Origin of the sequence: Anaerosalibacter bizertensis (assembly GCF_009696605.1) — a bacterium.
GTDB classification, from domain to species: Bacteria; Bacillota; Clostridia; order Tissierellales; family Sporanaerobacteraceae; genus Anaerosalibacter; species Anaerosalibacter bizertensis.
Genome location: NZ_VULR01000007.1, coordinates 116,243 through 139,128, shown reverse-complemented (window position 1 = coordinate 139,128; position 22,886 = coordinate 116,243). Strand labels below are relative to the sequence as shown.

Annotated in this window: 18 protein-coding genes; 1 reads left to right on the top strand and 17 read right to left on the bottom strand. The window is 29.9% G+C overall.

What is annotated here, in order from left to right:
- Positions 1-248 precede the first annotated feature (248 nt).
- From FYJ27_RS06710 to FYJ27_RS06660, 11 genes are all read right to left on the bottom strand, one after another.
- Positions 249-2,963: a TrlF family AAA-like ATPase gene (locus tag FYJ27_RS06710; RefSeq protein ID WP_154484086.1), complete on the bottom strand. Its 2,715-nt coding sequence runs from the start codon at positions 2,961-2,963 to the stop codon at positions 249-251.
- A gap of 237 nt (positions 2,964-3,200) precedes the next feature.
- Positions 3,201-6,155 carry a type I restriction endonuclease subunit R gene (locus FYJ27_RS06705; RefSeq protein ID WP_154484085.1) on the bottom strand — a complete coding sequence of 985 codons (2,955 nt, stop codon included), beginning with the start codon at positions 6,153-6,155 and terminating at the stop codon, positions 3,201-3,203.
- A 15-nt stretch (positions 6,156-6,170) separates the two neighbouring features.
- On the bottom strand, positions 6,171-7,625 hold the full coding sequence (locus FYJ27_RS06700) for a hypothetical protein (protein WP_195839099.1): 1,455 nt from the start codon (positions 7,623-7,625) through the stop codon (positions 6,171-6,173).
- Positions 7,626-7,635: 10 nt separating this feature from the next.
- Positions 7,636-8,919: a restriction endonuclease subunit S gene (locus FYJ27_RS06695; protein ID WP_154484084.1), complete on the bottom strand. Its 1,284-nt coding sequence runs from the start codon at positions 8,917-8,919 to the stop codon at positions 7,636-7,638.
- Between the two features lie 6 nt (positions 8,920-8,925).
- Positions 8,926-11,031 (bottom strand): type I restriction-modification system subunit M, encoded by a 2,106-nt coding sequence (locus FYJ27_RS06690; protein WP_154484083.1) that lies wholly within the window; start codon positions 11,029-11,031, stop codon positions 8,926-8,928.
- A 171-nt stretch (positions 11,032-11,202) separates the two neighbouring features.
- Entirely contained in the window at positions 11,203-11,418 is a 216-nt protein-coding gene (locus tag FYJ27_RS06685) for a helix-turn-helix domain-containing protein (RefSeq protein WP_154484082.1), read from the bottom strand.
- Between the two features lie 483 nt (positions 11,419-11,901).
- On the bottom strand, positions 11,902-13,350 hold the full coding sequence (locus FYJ27_RS06680) for a VapE domain-containing protein (protein ID WP_154484091.1): 1,449 nt from the start codon (positions 13,348-13,350) through the stop codon (positions 11,902-11,904).
- Positions 13,337-14,281, bottom strand: a complete 945-nt coding sequence (locus FYJ27_RS06675) for a hypothetical protein (protein WP_154484081.1) — start codon at positions 14,279-14,281, stop codon at positions 13,337-13,339. The genes FYJ27_RS06680 and FYJ27_RS06675 overlap by 14 nt, the downstream gene beginning before the upstream one ends.
- 95 nt (positions 14,282-14,376) lie before the next feature.
- The gene (locus FYJ27_RS06670; protein WP_154484080.1) at positions 14,377-14,697 is read right to left on the bottom strand and encodes a plasmid mobilization protein; all 321 of its coding nucleotides are present in this window, start codon (positions 14,695-14,697) and stop codon (positions 14,377-14,379) included.
- Positions 14,669-15,811, bottom strand: a complete 1,143-nt coding sequence (locus FYJ27_RS06665; protein ID WP_154484079.1) for a tyrosine-type recombinase/integrase — start codon at positions 15,809-15,811, stop codon at positions 14,669-14,671. The genes FYJ27_RS06670 and FYJ27_RS06665 overlap by 29 nt, the downstream gene beginning before the upstream one ends.
- 2 nt (positions 15,812-15,813) lie before the next feature.
- On the bottom strand, positions 15,814-16,002 hold the full coding sequence (locus tag FYJ27_RS06660) for a DNA-binding protein (protein ID WP_154484078.1): 189 nt from the start codon (positions 16,000-16,002) through the stop codon (positions 15,814-15,816).
- 277 nt (positions 16,003-16,279) lie between these two features.
- On the opposite strand from FYJ27_RS06660, the gene FYJ27_RS06655 reads away from it, so the two are divergent.
- A complete protein-coding gene (locus FYJ27_RS06655; RefSeq protein ID WP_154484077.1) occupies positions 16,280-16,714 on the top strand; it encodes a helix-turn-helix domain-containing protein in 435 nt (144 codons plus the stop codon).
- Between the two features lie 379 nt (positions 16,715-17,093).
- Here the strand turns inward: FYJ27_RS06655 and guaA are convergent, their stop codons facing one another.
- The 6 genes from guaA to FYJ27_RS06625 all read right to left on the bottom strand — a co-directional run bounded on the left by guaA (position 17,094) and on the right by FYJ27_RS06625 (position 22,786).
- Positions 17,094-18,377 (bottom strand): glutamine-hydrolyzing GMP synthase, encoded by a 1,284-nt coding sequence (gene guaA, locus FYJ27_RS06650; protein WP_154484076.1) that lies wholly within the window; start codon positions 18,375-18,377, stop codon positions 17,094-17,096.
- Positions 18,378-18,397: 20 nt separating this feature from the next.
- Positions 18,398-19,849: an IMP dehydrogenase gene (gene guaB / locus FYJ27_RS06645; protein WP_154484075.1), complete on the bottom strand. Its 1,452-nt coding sequence runs from the start codon at positions 19,847-19,849 to the stop codon at positions 18,398-18,400.
- Positions 19,850-20,036: 187 nt separating this feature from the next.
- Positions 20,037-20,963, bottom strand: coding sequence for a hypothetical protein (locus tag FYJ27_RS06640; RefSeq protein ID WP_154484074.1), 927 nt, complete (start codon positions 20,961-20,963; stop codon positions 20,037-20,039).
- Entirely contained in the window at positions 20,960-21,751 is a 792-nt protein-coding gene (locus FYJ27_RS06635) for a hypothetical protein (protein WP_154484073.1), read from the bottom strand. The genes FYJ27_RS06640 and FYJ27_RS06635 overlap by 4 nt, the downstream gene beginning before the upstream one ends.
- The gene (locus FYJ27_RS06630) at positions 21,748-22,236 is read right to left on the bottom strand and encodes a hypothetical protein (RefSeq protein WP_154484072.1); all 489 of its coding nucleotides are present in this window, start codon (positions 22,234-22,236) and stop codon (positions 21,748-21,750) included. The genes FYJ27_RS06635 and FYJ27_RS06630 overlap by 4 nt, the downstream gene beginning before the upstream one ends.
- Positions 22,223-22,786 carry an RNA polymerase sigma factor gene (locus FYJ27_RS06625; RefSeq protein WP_154484071.1) on the bottom strand — a complete coding sequence of 188 codons (564 nt, stop codon included), beginning with the start codon at positions 22,784-22,786 and terminating at the stop codon, positions 22,223-22,225. The genes FYJ27_RS06630 and FYJ27_RS06625 overlap by 14 nt, the downstream gene beginning before the upstream one ends.
- Between the last annotated feature and the right edge of the window lie 100 nt (positions 22,787-22,886).

Here is a 22,886-nt window from a genome sequence, read left to right as displayed (position 1 = left end):
GCGAGCGATAGCGAGTTTATTTACCCTTGACGGGATTAAATAAATAATCTTAGACTTGCAAATAAATTCAAGAAAGTTTAAATATATTGTTCGGTAAAAAACTGTCCAAAAAAGTGTTGACATGTCAAAACTTTGAATTTATTTTACCGGTTCCAGTTCCGATTATATTTTTATAATCAAGTTAAACATAAATTTAGTTAGAATCACTAGTATTTAGATCATTAATTACTATAAGTAATTTAGAAATATTATAGTTTATATTTTCTGTCTCTTTTTCTAAATGATTCGAGACCTCCCTCCATAATGCTACAAATTCCATTTTTTATCTCTTTCTCTTCAATACAACCCGCTTTTTTATTCTTTCTTAAATTTACAAATCCCTGCTCATCACGTTCTAAAATAATTATTGCTTCTGCATCACCTAAGACTGGAATATTAGAATTATGAGTTGCGATTATAATTTGCCTCTTGTTTTTAATATCTCTAATAGTTTCTACTATTAAATCCATAATTAAACTATTATCTAAATCATCTTCTGGTTGATCAATTATTAAAGGACCTTTTCCTTGATGCATAATAAATGATAATACAGCAGCAGCTTTTTCTCCAGGAGATCCATCATTAATTTTAATATCGGTAACATCTTTTTTTATTTTTATCAAAATTTGATCATCTGGTAAAATATTTATAAAGTCAGTATAATTGATATTTTCACCTTTCCATATTTTTTGAAAACCAGCATGTGATAGTTTTTCTATATTTAAAAACTTACATATATCACGATTTTCTTCCAAGTATATAAACTCAAACCACTTTTTTATATTTTCTACTGGATTATCGATAAAAATATGATTTCCTAACTCTTTATAGTCTTGTTCAAATGAATCTTCTTTCCCCATAGCTTTCCTTAGGTTGTTTATCCATCTATCTTTATCCCCTAATAACTTCAATTCTACACTTATAATATCTGACTCTTTATTTATTTCGTTAACTATATTTTTCCTTATATTATTTTTTTCTATTAAAACTTCTAAGAGCTTATCTAAATAATTTTCAAGTAGATTTTCTTCTTCAATACTTTTTTCTTTCTTAATTTCTAACTCTTCTATCTTTTTATTCACTTCATTTAATTTGCTTGATAACTTATTAATTTCATCTTTGCTATTTCTCTCTTCTTCTAATTCTAAAGTAGTCATTATATCTTTAAACTGAACTTCTAAACCTTTTTCTATCTCTTCTAGAGAGGTATCTTTTTCATACTTATTATTTATTTTATCAATTTCTAAAATATTTTTTTCTAATATCTTTTTTGTATTTTCTATAATATTTTCATACCCTTGTATATACATATCCAAATTTATCTTATCTTCGAATATTATAATTAAACCTTTAATATCATCGATTTTCTTTCTATATTCTTTATTAAGCCCCTCTAATTCTTCTAAAAACTTCTTGTATAAATTATAATAATCATTGCTATAACTTTCAAATAAATTATCTACAGAGTTTAAGACCCCTTTTTTATCTATAACATCTATTAAGTTTGAATGTTCAATTAACTTAAACTTACTATCTAAAGATGTTTTTTCAGATAAAAGCTGTGGCATATCTGCTATGGATTTTCTATAATTAAGAATTTTAGAATATGAGTCCTTTATTTTATTTATATAATTATTTTCTTGTTCTTCTAGTTTAAGTATTTCAAGTTTAATATTATTATCTATTATGCGAAGAAATTCACTTTTAGAACTTGTTTTAAACTTAATTTCTTCATCAACCATCTCATATATTTCTTTTTGACTATAGATGTCCACTGGAAACTCAATTTTATCTACTTCTACTTTTTCCCCTGTCTTATTATCTTTTTTTAAAACTTTCAATAAGCCTTTTTTAAATTCAACTAAATGATTATTTTCCTCATGTGTTCCGAAGTTATAAAATAAATCTATTTCAGTATCTTTTTTTATACTATCTAATAATTGAGGTTTATCATATTTGACTCCATTATTTGAATATATAACATTCTTAATCATTTCAATTATTGTAGACTTTCCTGTGCCTCTTCCACCTACCAGACAATTTAAATTAGGGGAAAGCCTTAAATTAATTTCTTCTAAATGCTTTAAGTTATTAATTTTAACTCCTGATATATAATTATGATCATAAGTATTCATATCTCTTACCTTAGTACTATCAAATACTTTCCTTATCCTTGAGCCAGGATCTAAAAACGATTGTCTTAATCCCTCTAAAGTAAATTCACTTAACTTAAACCAAGTAAATTTTTCACCTATTCCTTTAATACTATGTTTGCCATTATTTTCTTTATACGGATTATCTGAGCCAACAATAGTAGAAATAGACTTTAATTCTTCTATATCTCCTTTAAAAAGAGATCCATCAAATGCACATATCTTATTTTCTAAAGTATTTATTTCTTCTAGATTATTAATTTCTATAGCATCAAACTTAATATCTTCATAGTAAGATCTAATCCAACTATGATTTGCTAGGTTGCCTAAACCTTTGCTAGAAAAAAAATGAGCTGGTATTATTAGTAATTTATCTCTATATTCATTAACAGTTGATGTAAATTTTTCTTTATCAATACAAATATCTGTTCTGCCTTGTTTTTCAGAGGTTAAATCCATTTTTATTAAAATTTCATTAATTAGTTCTATTTTCAGGTCTGGATCAAAAATTAAAATTATGTGGTTTCCCTTATCACCTACAGAAAGCTCAATTCCATTAAAAATAAAAAATTTATCTTTATCTTTTAGTTCGTTTTGTAATCTATCAAGCCAATCTATTGAATTATGGTCTGTTACTACAACAGCATCGACCCTTTCTTTCGCTGCATCTATCCACTCCCTAGGAGTAATTGATTTTTCTTTATCTACCATACAACTACTTGCTGGTGTATGAGTATGTATATCAATTTTATACCATTTTGCTATAGCCATATTTTCCTCCTTTACAATTCTATCAATAATATTAATAAATTATATTTATAAGCACATTTTATATATTTCTTTACCCAATGTTTAATATAAATCTAATAACATTATTAACTTTTAATTATCCACAATACCCTTACTTTGCTCCTATTTTTAACTAACACTGATGATATAACTATCTTTAACATCATTCATTTAAGCCAATCAATATATTAATTTTACTTTCTACAGCCTTCTATCTTCTTAAATCCTTAAATCACTATTAAATTCTTTGCCGTCAGTGTTATAAGTTGCATCAAATACTAAATCAGAAAGCCACTTTTTAAATGAATCATTATCTTGATACTGCTTAAAAATCTCAATATTATCTGTCATCATATTCATAATAACTCTACCCAGTGCCCTTTCGCTTTCTAGTTTAGCATTTTGTTTATCTGAGTTTTTCATAGCATTTTGGTATGCTTTATCCCTTGCTACAGCTTTTGGAATTTTTGATATATGATCCTTAACCTGATCTTCGTCCTTCCAGTCTATATCTCCAAACATGTCATGGAAAGAATCTAATATGTTGCTTAAATAATCTAACTCTGGATTATCTATATAGGCTTTTCCACTTGTTGGTACTGGATCTATCTCATAATCACCCTCATCCTCTAATACTATAGATAAACTTTTTTGAGCTTGTACCCTATAACTATCTAAATCTATAGATTCCAATATACCTTTAGATAAGTCTTCTCCCTTTGGTGAAGGTAGTTTAGGAATTAATAATCTTAAAAATATATTAAGTTTTTCCCACTCAATATTTCCAATAGGTAATATCGATGCTAAAAATCCATAGGTTCTTACAAATGCTTTAGCATTTCCTTTGAAATCTATTTGCTCATCCTCTCCAAGTTCCTTATATTCTTTAGCACAAGTATCCAATATATAATCTAACTTTTCTCGACTAGCACCATTAATATATTTTTCAACTACTTCATTAATTTGATAATCTGAATATACTTGATGAAATTCTAACTCACTTTGTATATCATAAAGCTTATTAGGATCTGTCTCTTCCGATAAAATTGTAGTCGTATAGTAAGTTTGAAAAGACTCTTCTATAAGATCCACATCATTTACAAAATCTAAAATAAATGTATCAACCTTACCAGGATGAGACCTATTTAGCCTAGAAAGCGTTTGTACTGCTTTTATTCCAGAAAGAGGTTTATCCACATACATAGTATGGAGTAAGGGCTCATCATAGCCTGTCTGAAACTTATCAGCAACTACTAGAAATCTATAAGGATCATTCTTTATTTTCTTTTCAATTTGAGAACTTGGGAATCCATTAATCTTAGCCTCAGTTAACTTTTGCCCCTTAAATTCCTTCTCTCCAGAAAAAGCTACAATGGCCTTATATTGACTTTTTCTATCCTTTAAAGACTTTTCAATTGCATAATAATATTCTATAGCCCTCTCTATACTACTAGTTACAACCATAGCCCTAGCCTGTCCATTAATTTTACCCTTATTTATAACTTGTTCATGAAAATGATTTACCATTATATCTGCTTTTTGCCCTATAGCATATTCATTGGACTCAACATAATTTCTTAGTTTCCTCTGAGCCTTTTTAGTATCATACATAGGATCATCTTCTACTATTTTTGCCAACTTATAATAGCTCTTTATAGTTGTATAATTTTGTAATACATCCAATATAAATTCTTCTTCTATAGCCTGCTTCATACTATAATTATGAAAAGGTTCATGTTTTACTTCTCCATTTTTGAGAACTTCTTCTCCAAACATCTCTAAAGTTTTATTCTTAGGTGTAGCAGTAAAGGCAAAATAACTAGCATTATCAAGCATCTTTCTACCTTCCATTATTCTTATAATCTTGTCTTCTGTAGTTTCTTCTTCATCAATACCAGAAAGAGCTATGTTCATATTAGCTGAAAGACTACCACTTTGACTGGAGTGTGCCTCATCTATTAAGATTGCAAACTTATTATTCCTATGAGAAGTTCCAATCTCATCTAATATAAAGGAAAATTTATGGACAGTAGTTATAATAATCTTCTTCTCTTCCTTAATGAGCCTTGCCAAATCTCCAGAGCTTTCAGCATGGCCCACAGTACTAGAAACTTGCATAAACTGTTTTATAGTATCCCTTATCTGCTTATCCAGTATAACCCTGTCTGTAACTATTATTACAGAGTCAACTAAGTTTTTCCTTTCTTTTTCAAGAGCTACTAGCTGGTGGGCTATCCAAGCTATAGAGTTACTCTTACCACTTCCAGCTGAATGTTGGATTAAATACTTCTTCCCAACTCCATTCTTATAAACATCTGCTAAAAGTTTCTTTACTACATCCCACTGATGGTATCTAGGAAATATTTGTTTCTCCTTTCTTTTTTTGGTCTCTTCATCTTGCTCTACTACTAGTTGGGCATAGTTCTCTATAATATTAGTAAGCTCACCTTTTTCCAATATTACCTTCCACAAATAATCTGTCTTTATACCATTAGGATTTGGTGGATTGCCTCCACCATTTTGGAATCCCTTGTTAAATGGTAGAAACCATGAACTATCCCCACTTAATTTTGTACAGAAATACACCTCATTATCATCTACTGCAAAATGTACCATACATCTTTTAAATTGAAAAAGTGGATCTCTCGGATCCCTATCATTTTTATATTGGTAGATAGCATCCTTGTAGTTTTGATTAGTTAAAGTATTTTTAAGCTCCATGGTAATAACAGGTAGACCATTTATAAAAATAGCTAGATCTAAAGACAACCTTCTATTAGTTTTGGAATACTGAAGCTGTCTAGTAACAGAAAAAATATTCTTATTGAAGTTTCTTTGTGATTCTATATTCATATCTGATGGAGTTAGGTAAAACATTATTAAGTCTGCTGGATATACCTTTATACCATTCCTAAGTACATCTATAATTCCTCTCTTAGTAATTTCCTTAGACAATCTATCAAAAAATTGTTTCTTTCTATGTTCACTTTCTCTTATTCCTAAAAGTTCAACCTGCTCAGGCTGTGTAGATTCTAAAAATCTTATAAGCCTTCCCTCATCTACTGCAAAGTCTAAATTATAATCCTCAGTATTTCCAAGTTCATATCCATTATTTTTTATAAGATATTCTACAATTATATCTTCCAGTCCCTCTTCTTTAACATTAGTAAACAAGTCTCTCACCTCTATCTATTTAATTAAAGACATTGCAAAGCCTATAATACTTGTTATATTGGCAGTTAATTCTATATGATTCTTTATATTTGGTAGTGAATTTTCAAGCCCCTCTATAGCTGTCCTTATAAATCCTTTTCTAGGATTCTCTTCTAATAATTCACATTCTAACACTTCAACATTATCTTCTATGTTTTCTTTAATTTCTTTATCCAGGTCTATGTCCCTTAATATATCCTTTATCTCCTTAGATAGTTTTTCTAAGTCACTAGCATTGTTATTTTGGACAGCATTTATATTAGACTTATCTTCAGCTATATTTACTTGTCCGTCTCCATTTATATGCACATTTATTATATACTTATCCTCTCTTTCACCACTTAGCTCGTCCATCTCTTGATTTATATGAATGCTCCCTTCATCTGGCAATACTAATGGTTTATCTATTTCTAAGCTATCTTCCCTACAATATAGTCTTGGTGTATCCTCTTCTGAGATTCCTTCCAGCATTAAAGCACTTATACCATGATTAAATGCTTTTTTAACTGTATTTCCAAATCCTATTGATGAATAAAACTTAGAGGAAAATATTATAGCCGCCCTATCGCTAATAGCTTCAAACATACCTATTGCAAAATCTATATTTTTCATTATTTCTTTAGCCTGGATATATGAGAAACAATTATTAAAAAATACCAACTTTACCGTATCTGATTCACTTGAGATAACTTGAACTATAGCATCCTTACTTACAAACTTACTATTACCATTTAAATCTTCAAAAACTAAGGATCCATCAGCTGTTCCATGGCCACTAAAATGAATAATCGTAGGTTTATATTCATTTATAGCGTCCAATATATCTAAAGGACGAGTCGCCCAAATTGTTTTAAATTCTATTGAGTCTCTATGTTTAGATTTTTTTATATTTTCCTCTATTTCCCTTGCCTCTTCATCTAATCTTAAACTACTTTGATCTTTAGGATTAGATGAAATAAATAATATAATTATTTTTTCAGGTATATTCTTTAACTCCTCAATATCCCTTACTACCTGTTCTTGAAATACTTCATTACTGTGTATACTATTCTGAAGCTGACTACTTAATTTTTCTGATGATCTAATCCTTTTCTTCTCTTCATTTAATCTTTTATCTTCTATTTTTTTCTCCTCTCTTGATAACTTTTTTTCTTCATTTAAAATATCTTTATCTAACTTCAACATTTTGCTTTCTAAATCAGCTATCTTTTTATTACTATCAGAAATCTTTTTTTCTGCATTTCCTATAGTTCTAAGCTTAGATTTAATAGTTGACTCTGATTTCGTTCTAGATATAGATTTTTTTGCATTTATTATATTTTTATTTTCCTTTGATATTTTTTCTCTTTCCTTAACTCTGTCTGAGGACAGTTTATTAATTTGCTTTCTCTTATTTCCTATATTCCTTCTATAGACATCTATTTGAGCCAAATAATCCCTCCTAAAAATCTCTTACATCTATCTTCCCAGTAACTGCACTAGCTATTAAACTAGTCCTATATTCTTTAATTAGCTCTATCTGATTTTTATAAAGCTCTATAGTCCTATCTATTTTATTAGTTTCTTTTTCAATATAATCTACAATTTCTTTTTGTTCTTTTTTAGGGGGAAGACTTATTTTTAATGAACTTATAAAACTCCACTCTGCTCTAGGCATTTTAGAACCATATGTTGATGCATTCACAATATTAATAAAATCATAACTTAAAAATCGATAAAGAATATATTTTTTGAAATTTGTAGAATTTTTATTTCTTAAAACTAATATTTCACCAGAACACAACCCACTATTCTTAGCTATTGCAACCTTTGTTAAATATGGTCTCAATTTCCCAAATAATATATCCCCTTCTTTAAACTTAGGTGAGTCACTTTCTATTTTTATATCATTATCTATACCTATAATATTTCCAGTTTTACTTTCTATATTTGCTAGCCCTATATAAGACTGATCATCTTTCAAAACTCTACCTTTTTCTGTTTTATTATCTAAAATATACTTCAACCTAGTAACTTCCCAATGCTCTGGTATTTCTCCTATCCAGTCTATACCACTGTCCTTGTAGACTACATCTTTATCTATTCCCTTGGTTACAGCATCGTTAATAAGAACTTCCTTTTGCTCTTTTAAAAGCTCTATCTGCCTTTCTGTTAGCTCTACAAATTTATCTATTTTAGCTAGGTTATGGTCTAGAAAATCTGCTATTTTATCCTGCTCTTCTTTTGGGGGAAGTGGCAATTCTAAATTTTTTAATAAGTTCATAGGAATTCTCATTCTATGCGCCAAAATACCTTTACCATACTTTGTTAATTCTCTTTGTAGAGATGTCATCCTAAATATATTTTCATAATATATTACATTGAACTTTTCTTTATCCCTAATCTTTAAAACATAATATATTGGACTTAAAACCCCTTCATATTGAGAACGTCCTACTGAACCAATTATTACATTCATGGAATTCATAACAATATCATTTTTATATACTATTTTATAACGTTCAATATCTTCTGAATGTTTATTACCTACATTGCCTTTTTCACTATATGGTATTACTCCTATATCTTTCACAACTGATAATATATTTTTTTCCCTATTTCCATAATTTTTTTCTTTGCGTTCTTCAAATATAAATCTTAATTTAGTAATCTCCCAATGTATAGGATATTGTCCAATATAGTCTATCTCGGATTCCTTGTATTCTTCATAAGGCTTAAATTTCATTTTTATCTAGCCCCCTATTATCTCATCTAATAAACCATCTGTCTCTTCCTCTAAAGCCTTTATATCTTTTACTATTTCTTCCAATGACCTTAGTTTCACTGGCTTATAAAAATATTTTGTAAAGCTTATTTCATATCCTATTCTAGTTCTACTTTCATCTATCCAAGCATCTTCAACATAGGGAAGAACCTCTTCCTTAAAAAATCCTTCTATTCCTTCATCATAGTTTAAAGGAATCCTTTCTGTATCTCTTAGATCTGTATCCTGTTCGTATTCTATATATAAATTATCTTCTTTAAACACTCCATATATAGGATCTTCTTTACCTTTTTTCTTTGAGGACTTTCTTACTTTTTCAGCCTTTTCATAAGGTATAGTTAAATTATCCTGAATAAGTTTTCTATGCCTAGCTAAAAACTTTTCATCCTTTTCTTTTGCTAGCTTTTCTAATTTTTCTATATATAAATTATAATCTAAATACTCTTCTTTTCCATCTTCTTCTTTTAACTTTAATACTAAGTCATATATATATTTATCATTTCTCTTTAGACTTTCTTCTAGTTTTTCTAAGTTTTCTTGACTTAGGTTTACCTTTAATCTAAGTGGTCTCTCTACCGTTACTTCATAGTATCCAAACTCTTCATTATCAAATATCTTACTGAATTCATTTTCTTCAAAATCTAAATACATTTTCATTATTTCTTCTCTTAGCTCTTCTGATATTTCACAGTTTTTATTCCCTAGATTTTTTCTAAGAGGCTTTTTAAAGCTAGTAGCATCTATTAACTGAATTTTACCCTTTCTTCTATCTTCCTTCCTATTAGAAAGAACCCAAATATAAGTAGCTATTCCTGTGTTATAGAACATATTTTCAGGTAGGGCTACTATTGCCTCTAAATAATCATTTTCTATTATATATCTTCTTAAATTACTCTCCCCACTTCCTGCATTTCCAGTAAATAAGGATGAACCATTATGTACTTGAACTATTCTGCTTCCTAATTCTGTGCCATGCTTCATCTTAGCAATATTATTGGCTAAAAATAACATCTGTCCATCAGACTGAGAAGGAACCATCCTAAACTCTTCTTCATCTCCAAAGCTAACAACAAATCTAGGGTCTGTTAATTTAGTTCTTCCCCCCATTTTTTTTGCATCACTTGACCAGGATTTTCCGTATGGTGGGTTTGATATCATAAAGTCAAACTCCATATTAGAATTGTTATCTACAGACAAGGTTGAACCATATGATATATTATTAGCCTGTGATCCATCTCCTTTTAAAATCATATCAGCCTTAGCTATAGCATAGGTTTCTGGTTGACTTTCTTGACCATAAAGATGTATTGAAAAGTTCTTATTATTTTTTTCTCCCAGCTCTTTAAGTCTTTCGTCTGCTATAGTTAACATTCCACCTGTTCCACATGCTCCATCATAGCAAAGATAAGTTCCATCACTTATTTTATCTGCTATAGGTTTAAACATTAAATCAGTCATAAGTCTTACAGCATCTCTTGGAGTAAAGTGCTCTCCAGCCTCTTCGTTGTTTTCTTCATTGAACTTCCTTATTAGTTCTTCAAAAACGGTACCCATAGTATGATTATCAAGACCTGGTAGTAGTATATCTCCATTATCATCTAGTACTGGATTTGGACTTAAATTAATAGTGGGACTTACAAATTTTTCTATTACTCCTCCTAAAACATCAGCATCTGTCATGACCTTAATTTGTTCTCTAAATCTAAACTTTTCTAATATTTCCTGTATGTTTGGTGAAAATCCATCTAAGTAAGCTATAAAATCTGCTTCCAACTGCTGTTTTTTAGTTCTAGATGTTAAGTCCTTAAGTATAAATGGTGAATCATTATAAAAAGCTTGACCTGATACTGAACAAAGAGCCTCTGTTTGATTTAAAACTCCCATTTCATCAAGTTTCTTTTTCATTTCTAAAACTTCTTTTTTAGTGTCTTCTAACACCGCATCCAGTCTTCTTATTACAGTCATAGGTAAAATAACATCCCTATATTTCCCCCTAACAAAAACATCTCTTAATTCATCATCAGCAATACTCCATATAAAACTAACTATTTGACTATAAATTTTTCTATTCATTTTATCTCTCCCTTTATTCTATATTATCTTTCTATTAAAATCCTATAATATATATTTGTGTTTTAGATATAGCAAATCTGCTTACTACAAGATTGTAAAGTTACTAAAATAAGTTGAAATTCTCCAATAATTAACAATAGGATTAGTTCATCTTCAATATATTAAATTTATCTACCTAACATACTCCATAATATCTTCTATTTCACAATCTAAAACATAACAAATCTTTGCTAAGGTAAGTAAATCTATTCTTTTAACCCTATTATTACAATATGAATTAAGCTGAGTCCTTTGAAGATTTGCTTCTTTTTCTAATTTATTTTTACTTATATTTTTCTCTTCTAAGACTTCATCTATCTTAAAAATTACCCTCCCAAAATCTTGCATATTTTAATCTCCTTTTAAATATTTATAATTAAATTATTAGTTCCCATCTTTAAATAATTATATCAGATTTATAAACTTTTTACACCTGTAAGATGTTACTGTTATATTTTTTATATTTCTAACAAGGTCTTAGGGGTTTCCCCTAAATCATTCCGATAGGAACAAGTAGAAAATTGAGTTGAAGAAAGCGAACCTAAAAAGGTCCGCTTAATCAATTTTCTCGTAAGTGTGTCTACACTTACTGTGCTTGCTATTAAGGTTTTTTAAATTTAAGATATAAATTTCCCTTATTAAACTTTTTTATGGAATAGGCACAGGAGAGTTGTAACTGTAACTTACTATTTCAAAAGTCTTCAAATAAGGCATTAGCATTTATCTTAATCTCTATAACCCTTGATATCACTTACTTTTGCTTTTCACTTGACCAATTCAAGTACTTTTAAAAACTCGGTTACAAGTTACAAGGTTACAGATTTACAATTTTTAATTCTCTTCTTGATTCTCTCTTGTGTCTATTTTTATTTGTTCTGGCTCTTTCCATCCTTCAGGTAGATCAGCATCATTAACTTCCATAAAATCATCTTCTATCTTTTCCTCCCTCTCATAATATAATTTAACAGGTATAGATATACCACTAGGGGAAATCCTTCTAGTCTTTGATGAACGAACTGGCTTCCATTCTGGGAAATAATTATCCATGATTTCAGAAAAAGATTTTGATTTTATCTGATAACCTTGCATAGATAATTCCTTAAAACAAGTTAGGTTTGGTTCCTGTGTTTTTGGTTTATACTCTTCTAAAAAGTAGCGAATATCTTCGACATCTGGATTTAGATACTTAAACTTTTCTTGCTCTTTATATAGATCTTCAAGCAAGTCTTTAGGTATGGTCCAGGAATGTTTCTTCTCTTTATAGAGCTTATATCCATAGGCAAGTGCCTGGTTAAAATCTTCTCGGATTAAATCTAGATATTCTTTCTCTATCTGCTCACCTTGAAAATCCTTGTCAATATAAATCGCCTTCTTTCTATTTTCCTTATGACATTCTACAGGTAAATATCTTCTCTCTCCTGTATGGTCATTTAGAAAAGTCCTTTCATTTAAGGTTCCTATTAAAATGCAAGTCCTAGGAACATCTGTTGAAAATTTCTCATAAGGGATTCTTATTCTATCACTTAGTTTAGATAAAAATGATTTTGCTTCATTGGCTGATTTTGCATTTCTTAAAGCAACAAATTCTTCAATTTCTACAACTGTCTTCCCCATTAGATTCATAACAGCATCTTTACCTTGAATATTTTCAATAGTACAAAACCAATCATCTTTAATAGCTAAGTATCTAGCAAAGGTAGATTTTCCTATTCCTTGACCACCAACTAAGACCATCATCTCATCAAATTTAGACCCTGGTTCAAAAACTCTTTTCACTAAACCTAAAATCATATGCTCCATGATCCAGGCATTAAGTTCTGTATCTTCAGCTCCTAGATAGGTTGGAAGAAGTTTTCGAATTGCATTTCTATCTCCCTTCCAATTGAGACTCTTTAGATACTGTCTTGGTGGACTTATCTCATATTGATGGGCTACAAAACTAACTGCATCCCACATTTTATTGGCATTGTAGTTAAGTCCAAAATATTTTTCTATTTCAAGTCCTAGTCTATTGTTAAGCGAGTCATCCCATAGCCTAATTTGATTTTCTTTGATTTCCCTTTCTCCTATAATCCTACCTTGAAATTTAATCTCATTGGTAAATTTATCATAGAAGATTTGCCCCTCATAAATTTTTTTAGCCTTACAATATTTGGGATTAAGTAGGACTGTTACAATATTACCTGTAGTTTGTCTTATACTACCCTTAACTGTTTTCTTTACATCTATTAAGGAGTAGGACTGATCTATCTCAGGAAAAACTAATTTAAACTCTTTCATAAGCTTTAATCCTTTTCTTATATTCAAAATGCTTGCTCCAATCAAAGGCTAGAAAATTTCCAAGCCCTAAAACCTTCTCTATAGTCTTTTCTACATATTCAATATACTTTCTATCATCTCTTCTTTTTTCCTTGCTTCCTAGTCGATTTAAGGGGGTCATTAAAAACAACTCTTTCATCAAGCTAGGGTTTCCACCTGTATAGTTCCTGGCAAGTACTAAAAAAATAAAGTCATCTCGGCTATGGTCACCTGTTAGACTACTTCCTGAGATAAGCATACTTGCCTTTCTATTGGTTCTCTCCATAGTCTCTAGTATTTCATCTAGAGATAAATCATCAAGTCTATAAGGCTCATTTAAAGGCTCATGCCTATATTGTCTAATTTGTTTTAAAGTTGATGTTTTCCCCTGTGCCCATTTCTTATATAGCTTATTTAGTTCATCTTGCTTTTCTAAAAGCTCATTACTTCTAAAGAAGAAAAATCCATCTCCTATATTGCCAGTTAAAGCTATATATCTATTGTTTTTATACATCTCAATTCCTTGACTTGATAAATTGAGATTCTTTAGAATAGTTCCTTTGACAAAGATATGGATTCCCTTTCCTGATTGTGATAACTCCATATATGTTCCTATAAATTTTTCTATAATTTCCTTTGCCATAGGACTTAATTCTTCATATTGAATTATATGGTCTAAGTCAATACAAACAATCTTATCTTCCTCCACTAAAACAAAGCCTAAAGGCCTATTCTTAGTCTTAGCATCATTAAAATTTACCCAACGTTCTGGCATGTTCCAGCCATTAGATTTTTCATCAATTAGAGAAAAAGGAAGTTTGCCCACCTTGCCATTTAACTTCTCCTTCCTCCAACCTACAAATCTTTTCAACTTTTTCATTTCTTCTGGTATATATTTATATTTATTCTCCATTTTTCTCCTCCTAGTCTGGAATTAACAAGACTCCTGTGGTAAAATGGATTTGTGTAGAATACATTCCCACAGGAGTGTTGCCTTTGGCCTTTGTGCTAAAGGCTTTTTTCTTTTTTTATTTCATAGTAAATTTCTATTAAAAATCTTAACATCTCTTGATCTTCATCTTCTAATCTTCCATATTTCTTTACAAGCTTTGCTAGTCTAAATATCTCTAAGGAAAATTTATCTTCCAGTCTATAATCAGCTTTAATAGACACAGTGGGAGCAGTTAATGAACTTATAATATATTCTTGCTTAGTAAGTCCACTTATTTCTACTTTCCTATCTAATAATTTAGCTTCTTCCTCTGTTGCCCTAAAACTTATAATTTTATTTCTTTTTCTTTTATATAATTTCTTCGTTTTGTAAGTCATCTTCATCCTCCAGCAATTTCTCCCAATGATCATCTAGGTTTTCTTTTCTTATATTAGATAAGGAAATCGCCATATCATTTTGTTTACTTGGAAATAAATGAGCATATCTATACGTGATATCAATAGATTCATGTCCTAATCTATCTGCTATAGCTATGGCTGAATATCCTAATTCAATTAAGAGAGATACATGGGAATGTCTTAGATCATGAACTCTAATTCTCTTAACTCCAGCTTTTGTACTTCCCCTAGTCATTTCATGGTGTAAATAAGACTTGGTAATTGGAAATAATAATTGATTATCCTTTAGCTTATATATTCCAGCCATATATTTTTTCATTTCTTCTGCTAAAAAGGCTGGCATAACAACTGTTCTGATACTTTTTTGAGTCTTAGGTTCTGTAATAACATTCCTGCCACTAATTCTTTGTAGAGATTGATTTACTCTAATAGTATTATTAGTAAAATCAAATTTTTCCTTTGTTAAAGCCAGTAATTCTCCTGTTCTTAATCCACACCAATATAAAATTTCAAAAGCATAGAATGATAAGGGCTTGTCCTTAACTTCTTCTATAAATTTATCATACTCACTTTCAGTCCAAAACTTCATCTCAGAAGCTTCCTTTTTTCCAATAGAACCAACTTCCCTTGCTACATTAGATCTTAAGTTATAATATTTACAAGCATGATTTAGAATACTACTTAACTGTGCATGTATTGTTCTTAAATAGGTCTGAGAATATTTTTCTCCCTTACTATTTTCTTCTTTCATTAGTTTATTTTGCCACTTTACTATTGTCGTTTTAGAGATTTCATTAACTGGAAGATCTCCTATATAGGGAATAACCTTTGTGACTATTATTTGTTCTTTAGTTTTCCAAGTATTTTCCCTTAATCTAGGTCTCATATCTTTTTCATATACTTTGAAAAAATCCTGAAAAGACATATCAAGATTTCCAGATTGTTCTCTTAAAAAGTCTACTTCCCAATTTAAAGCCGCTTTTTTTGTTTTAAATCCTCTCTTCTTCTTATTAATCCTCTCTCCACGCCAATTAGTATATGTGAACTTAGCAAACCATGTACCATTTCCACTTTCATCTCTATAGGCACCCATTACTAAGCCTCCTTTCTTCCTTGATAACAATATTTTTCTAAGAAATATTGTCTATTGATTTTTCCTCTTTGAACCCTATAACCTAATTCAACTAGTTCTTGATTCATTTCATTTATTAATTGATAGGCTGTAGTCCTACTAACTTCTAAAAACTCCTGTACTTCTTTTGCATCCATAAAAATCTTTTCCATACTAACACCTCCTTTAAGTTCGCTTATAAGTTTCTGATCAATAAACTAATGATCAGCATTAATTTGATTTACTTATAATTGAATAACACATTTATGTGCTGTTCGATTATATATTATCAGCACGTTTCCGTGTTGTCAAGATTAATTTAAATTTATTTCTTTCTTTATTATTGTTACAATAAATTTCATCTATTCTTCAATCGTTCACTTTTGTTGCTATATATCACAGCTTATGATAAAATCATATAATATAAAATACTAGTGAAAGGAGTTCAATATGATTTCAGGTGAAAAGCTAAAAAAATTAAGATTACTTAGAGAACTAACACAAAAAGAACTAGCTATAAAATCAGATCTTACAGATTCTGCTATAAGAAATTATGAATTAGGTTATCGATCACCTAATAAAAAACAATTACTAAAAATAGCTGAAGCTTTAGAGTGTGATGTCTCCGCCTTAATTGATCATACTCCTATTTCTGTTTTTGAATTTATGCAAATTCTTTTTGACTATGAAGATGATTTAAAAATAAAACCACTAATAGAAGAATCTAGTATAGGACTAATCTCCCATGACGAAAACTTTAATGATTTCTTAGTTGAATGGGATGAAATGAGAAAGAAACATTATAATGAAGAAATTACAGATGATGAATTTGAGGATTGGAAGCTCTCATATCCTAAGAAGTCTAGATTAAAAAATAATTATTAAACTATAAATATATAACCTCATTTTTAAACTGGTCGAAATCAACCAGTTTAAAAATAATTCAATGCTTCAATACTAAGTACATAATCCAATTTTAACCCTATTGAATTCGATAGGGTTAAAGTATTTCATGAACAAATGCATAACCTAATTTAAACCGTCTCGAATTCGATGCCTTTAGAAATTTATTTAGATTTAAAAATAAATATACACACAAAAACACCATAGATTCTTCTTAAGATTCTATGGTGCTTCTATTTGTAAGCCACTTGGCATTATTTATCTTGTTATTCTAAAAAACTTTTTTACCCAATTTCGTTCCATTTGATGGCTTTTAATCTCTACAAGTATTGGTTTTATCAGTTTTTCTATTTATTTCTAACTACTCCCACTCTATTGTTGCTGGTGGTTTGTTGGTTATATCGTATACTACTCTATTTACATGTTCTACTTCGTTTACTATTCTAGCTGATATTTTTTCAAGAACTTCTAGTGGTATTTTTGCCCATTGTGCTGTCATACCGTCTATACTGTATATGGCTCTTAAAGCTACTGTATAGTTATAAGTTCTTTTTCCTGCTGATACTCCTACACTTCTTATGCCTGGAAGTATGGCGAAGTATTGCCAAATTTCTTTATCAAGTCCAGCTTTTTTGATTTCGTCTCTAAAGATGTAGTCTGCTTCTCTTACAATATCTAGTTTTTCTTCTGTTATTTCACCTAATACTCTAACACCTAATCCTGGACCAGGGAAAGGCTGTCTATGCACTGCTTCTTCAGGAATACCTAAGATAGTGCCTACTTCCCTAACTTCATCTTTAAACAATTGTCTCAATGGCTCTACTAATTCAAAGTTTACATCCTCTGGAAGTCCTCCAACATTGTGATGGCTTTTAACAACTTGATTTTCATCTCCACCACTTTCTATAACGTCTGGATATATTGTACCTTGAACTAGATAGCCTATACCATCTAATTTACTTTGTTCTTCTTCAAAAACCCTTATAAATTCTTCGCCTATTATCTTTCTCTTTTGCTCAGGGTCTGTTATTCCTTTAAGTTTGTTTAAAAATCTTTCCCTTGCATCAACTTTTATTAGATTCATATTGAATTTTTCTCTGAAGAAAGTTTCCACTTCTTCAGCTTCATTTTTTCTCAAAAGACCATGATCTACAAATACACAGGTTAAATTATCCCCTATAGCTTCATGGACCAATACTGCAGCAACAGAAGAGTCTACCCCTCCTGATAGCCCACATATTGCTTTTCCATCTCCAACCTGTTCTTTTATTTCTTTTATAGATCTATCAACAAATTCTTTCATATCCCAATAAGGTTTTAACTTACATTCTTCAAATAGAAAATCATTTATTATCTTCTTAGTATCATCGCTATAAGTTTCATTTTCATAAACTTTCACACCATATTTTTCATTTAAAGCTTTATTTTTAGAACCTAATCCTATTGCCTTTATGTCTAGATCAAAAATTTCTTCATTTACTTCCTCTTTTACTTCTCCAGTGAATATTATTCCTTGAGGATTTTTTTCTTTAATCCTATCTATGGAAACATTGTGAGGCAGTATTTCGCAATATACTTTGGATTCTCTAACAATTCTACCTACGATTCTACTACATTTTCCACCAAAATCTAATATTAGTATCAATATACCTAGCCTCCTTTTAACTAAACTCTACTATAGTTTGGAGATTCTTTAGTTATTAGTATGTCATGAGGATGATTTTCTATAAGTCCTGCTCCAGTTATTTTAACAAATTTAGCTTTCTTTTGTAATTCTTTAATATTTGCTGCACCTACATATCCCATACCTGCTCTTAATCCTCCCATTAATTGGTAGGCTACATCTCCTAATGGTCCTCTATATGGAACTCTTCCTTCTACACCTTCTGGTACTAACTTTTTAGCTCCTTCTTGGAAATATCTATCTTTACTACCCGCATTCATAGCCCCCATGGAGCCCATTCCTCTATAAACTTTAAATCTTCTTCCTTCATAAAGTTCCTCTTCACCTGGACTTTCATTAGTTCCTGCAAATAGTGAACCAATCATTACTATATCAGCTCCACAAGCAATAGCTTTAGTAATATCTCCAGAGTATTTTATTCCACCATCAGCAATAACTGGTATCCCATATTCTTTAGCTACTTTTGCACAGTTCATAATAGCGGTTATTTGAGGAACTCCTATTCCTGTTACTACCCTTGTAGTACAGATTGAACCTGGCCCAATACCTACTTTTATTGCATCTGCACCAGCTTTGATTAAATCTAGAGCTGCTTCACCTGTAGCTATATTTCCAGCTATTAGTTGAAGATCTGGATATTCTGATTTTATATTCTTAACAGCTTCTAATACTCCACCAGAATGACCATGGGCTGTATCTACTACAATTACATCTACTTTTGCTTTAACTAATGCTCTAACTCTATCCATCATATCTTGAGTTACACCAACAGCTGCAGCTGCTAAAAGTCTTCCTGATTCATCTTTCGCTGAGTTTGGATGTTCAATAGATTTTTCAATATCCTTAATAGTTATAAGACCAGAAAGCATAAAATCTTCATCTACTAATGGTAGCTTTTCTATTTTATATTTTTTCATAACTTCCAATGCTTCATCCATAGAAATATCTGTATTAGCTGTAACTAATTGTTCTTTAGTCATTACTTCATCAATCTTCTTAGTAGTATCTCTTTCAAATCTAATATCCCTATTAGTTATTATACCTACTAGTTTACCTTTATCATTTGTAATAGGTACTCCAGATATATGGTATCTTTCCATTAGTTCTAAGGCATCAGAAACACTGTGAACTGGGGATAAATAAAAAGGATCAGTAATTATACCATGTTCCGATCTTTTAACTCTATCAACTTCTAATGCCTGCTCTTCTATAGACATATTTTTATGTATAACTCCGATCCCACCTTCTCTAGCCATAGCAATAGCCATTCTGGATTCTGTTACCGTATCCATTCCCGCACTCATTAGAGGGATATTTAATTTTATTTTTTTAGTCAATTGAGTATTTATATTTACTTCCCTAGGTAAAACATCCGATTTGCCAGGAAGTAGCAAAACGTCATCAAAAGTTAAGCCATCTCCAACAATTTCCATTTAAACTCCTCCTCTTTTTTTCTATTTATTATAGTATACCATAATATTTTTTAAACTTTCCCTATCTAATTTTAATTTTATATAAATATAGGAAACTTAATTAATGTTTTTCTTTCTAAGGTAACAAAGATTTGGGCATATGTCAAGGAATTTATTATGGAAATAAATAAAAAAAGAGAATGGATTATCATTCTCTTAATGTGTTTACTTCTACTTCTCCACTAGTTAATATATATATGCTATTGTTTCCTTCACCATATACTAATTTTCCTTTTATTTTATCTACTTCTTCTGAATTCTCTGCATTGGCAGTTTCCCATTTAACATTTCCACCTAAAGCTTCCACACCATATACCAAAGCTTCTAGCTTTGTATCCATATTTTTTCCTAATCTAATCTTTACATTGCTAATATTGTCTATCACCCAATCATTTTTCATACTATCAAGTGTTAAATCTAAACTATCTCCTTCTCCGTTGATTTCAACCTTTTTATCTTCTGGTATCGAAAGATTGAATTTATAAGGGGAAAAATTACCGGCCCTATTATTATGAATAGATGTATCTGGAAATGAAACATATAAAGTGTTTCCAGAGCTCTTTGTAATAATATATTCATCATTTAAAAATTCTTTAGCTTTTTCCTTGTTTTCAGCTGCTATATCTGCTGAACCTGAAAATATTATCTTATTATCTTTTTCAGATCTCATATCTAATTTACAATGTCTAGGTACTTCTACGATTATTTTTTCAATATTTTTGTCAACTTCAATTTCTCTATAAGGAATTTTAAATGTGAAATTTTCAGAAGAGATCATTGAGCTTACTTTAGACATTATACCTGTTTCCACTATCCCATATATGCCTAAGTTTATAACTACTATTAATAGTACAATGAATACACTGAAAACATCATATTTTATATTTATATCCTCATCTCTATATTTATAGCTGTACCAAAGGATTTCTCCACCTATTAAAAATAATATTATAGGCCAAAATTTAATTGACAAGTTTATAGCTGAAATACTATTTACTTGGGCAATAAATATGAGAATTCCAAATGCAATTAAAACGATACCCATTGAAAGAGTACCTACCCTTCTTTTTTTCACTCTTCATCATCCTCCCCACCTATATTTTCTATGTCTTCAATATTATTTTCATTTTGTCTCCTGTTTTTGGCTAATAATTTAATTCCTCCAACAATAAATATTACAGATACAATCAAAGTTTGAATATAATTTCTTATTTCATAAGGTATGAGAGGATAGAGTATACGTTCAATAACTATTAAAATTCCTATGGTTATAAAGCCCCAACCTATCCACTCTGTTTTTATATCCGATAATACAAATGAATTTTCTTCGTCTTCTAAGTCCTTTCCCTCTACTAAATGGAAGGCATCAAAGAAGCCATAGAACCAAATCATAGGTAGAACAAATAAGAATAGGCTAACTCCTAACCATCCCATGAAGAATACTGTGAAGAAAAAACTTCCCATAATTAATAAACCTTTTTTCTGGTAGCCTAGATACATATGGCCTGCACCAGGTATTATAGATAAAGCCAAAGTAATAGCTTTTTTATTTGATTTTTTTATTTCATCTGAATCCTTATATTCTATACCATTCTTTGTATTTCCATATTCCATTAAAATATGTTTTTTCCTTAGAGAAAATGAATCTATTAAAGCAATAAGCCATATTATTGGTAGAATAAAAACCAAAAGTATGAAGAAATCTTCACCACTTGTTAAAAATGCTAATCCTGATACTCCTAAAATAGCTCCAAAGAAAGCCATGAGGAATATTATAGCTCTATCGCTAAAGCCTAGATAGAAATGGGCCAATCCTGGTACAAAAGATAATAGAAAAGTTATAAATTTACTTTTTTCTTTCATTTTGCAGCCTCCCTACGATTAATATTTTGAAAATTATCTATAAAATTTGAAGTTCTATTTACTATTTTTTCAGATATATTGAAAACAATATTTGGTGTACTTAATGTATTTTCATTAATAACAGACCTAGCAGCCTTAGGCAGTGTATCGACTAAACTACTAAAAAAGCCTCCCCAAGTTAATATAATGGCTACAGCAGCTACTGCTACATAATATCCAAATATATTTTTAAATCTCATATTAGTTATTTCTACTTTACTAATAGATTTATTTTTGAAGCTTTTTATATTGCCCATTACAGAACCTGTGAAATTATCAGAAATAATTTCTTCTGCACTATTTATTTCTTCATTGTCTATGAGGGAAAGAAAAATGTTCATACATTCATCACATTCATAAAGATGGTTTTCCATTTCATTATATTTTTCTTCTGAAATAACTCTTTCCTTATAAAAAAGCCATTCTAACTCATCATAATGTTTCATCATTTTCCCTCCATTTCTCTCTTAATATATTCCGCCCTCGATAAAGCCGAGAAGCTATGGTTTTTACAGTAGTACCTTCTTCCTTAGCAATTTCTTCATAAGATTTTTCCTCGAAATAAAACTTTATAATTACATTTCCATATATAGGTGGCATGGATTTACACAATCTATTTAATTTCTCCTTTTTTTCTTTTTCAATCAATATATCTTCTGGAGTTTCATAGTTATTAAGTTTTTCTCCATACATTATATTTTCAGTATCATCCACTACCTCTTCCCTATATTTACTTTTCTTTTTCCTTTTCCAATCTATGGCTTTATTTGCAGCTATCCGGCCAATCCATCCTTTAAAATTATCCATTTTAAAATTTGGAAGGGAGATATAGATTTGTAAGAAAACTTCTTGTGCTACATTTTCTGCTTCATTATGATCTTTAATAAAATTTAAGATTATAGCAAATACATATCCTCTGTAGATATCTACTAGTTTAGCAAAGGCTTCCTCATTACCTGCTAGTGTTAGTTTGATAAGTTCAGTATCCCAATCCATCTCTCCCCTCCTTTCCTGTCTATTAATTATAACGAAAGAAAATATAAAAGTACTGCAAAAAACAAATAATAAATAAAAAAGAACCCTTTTTTATTATAAA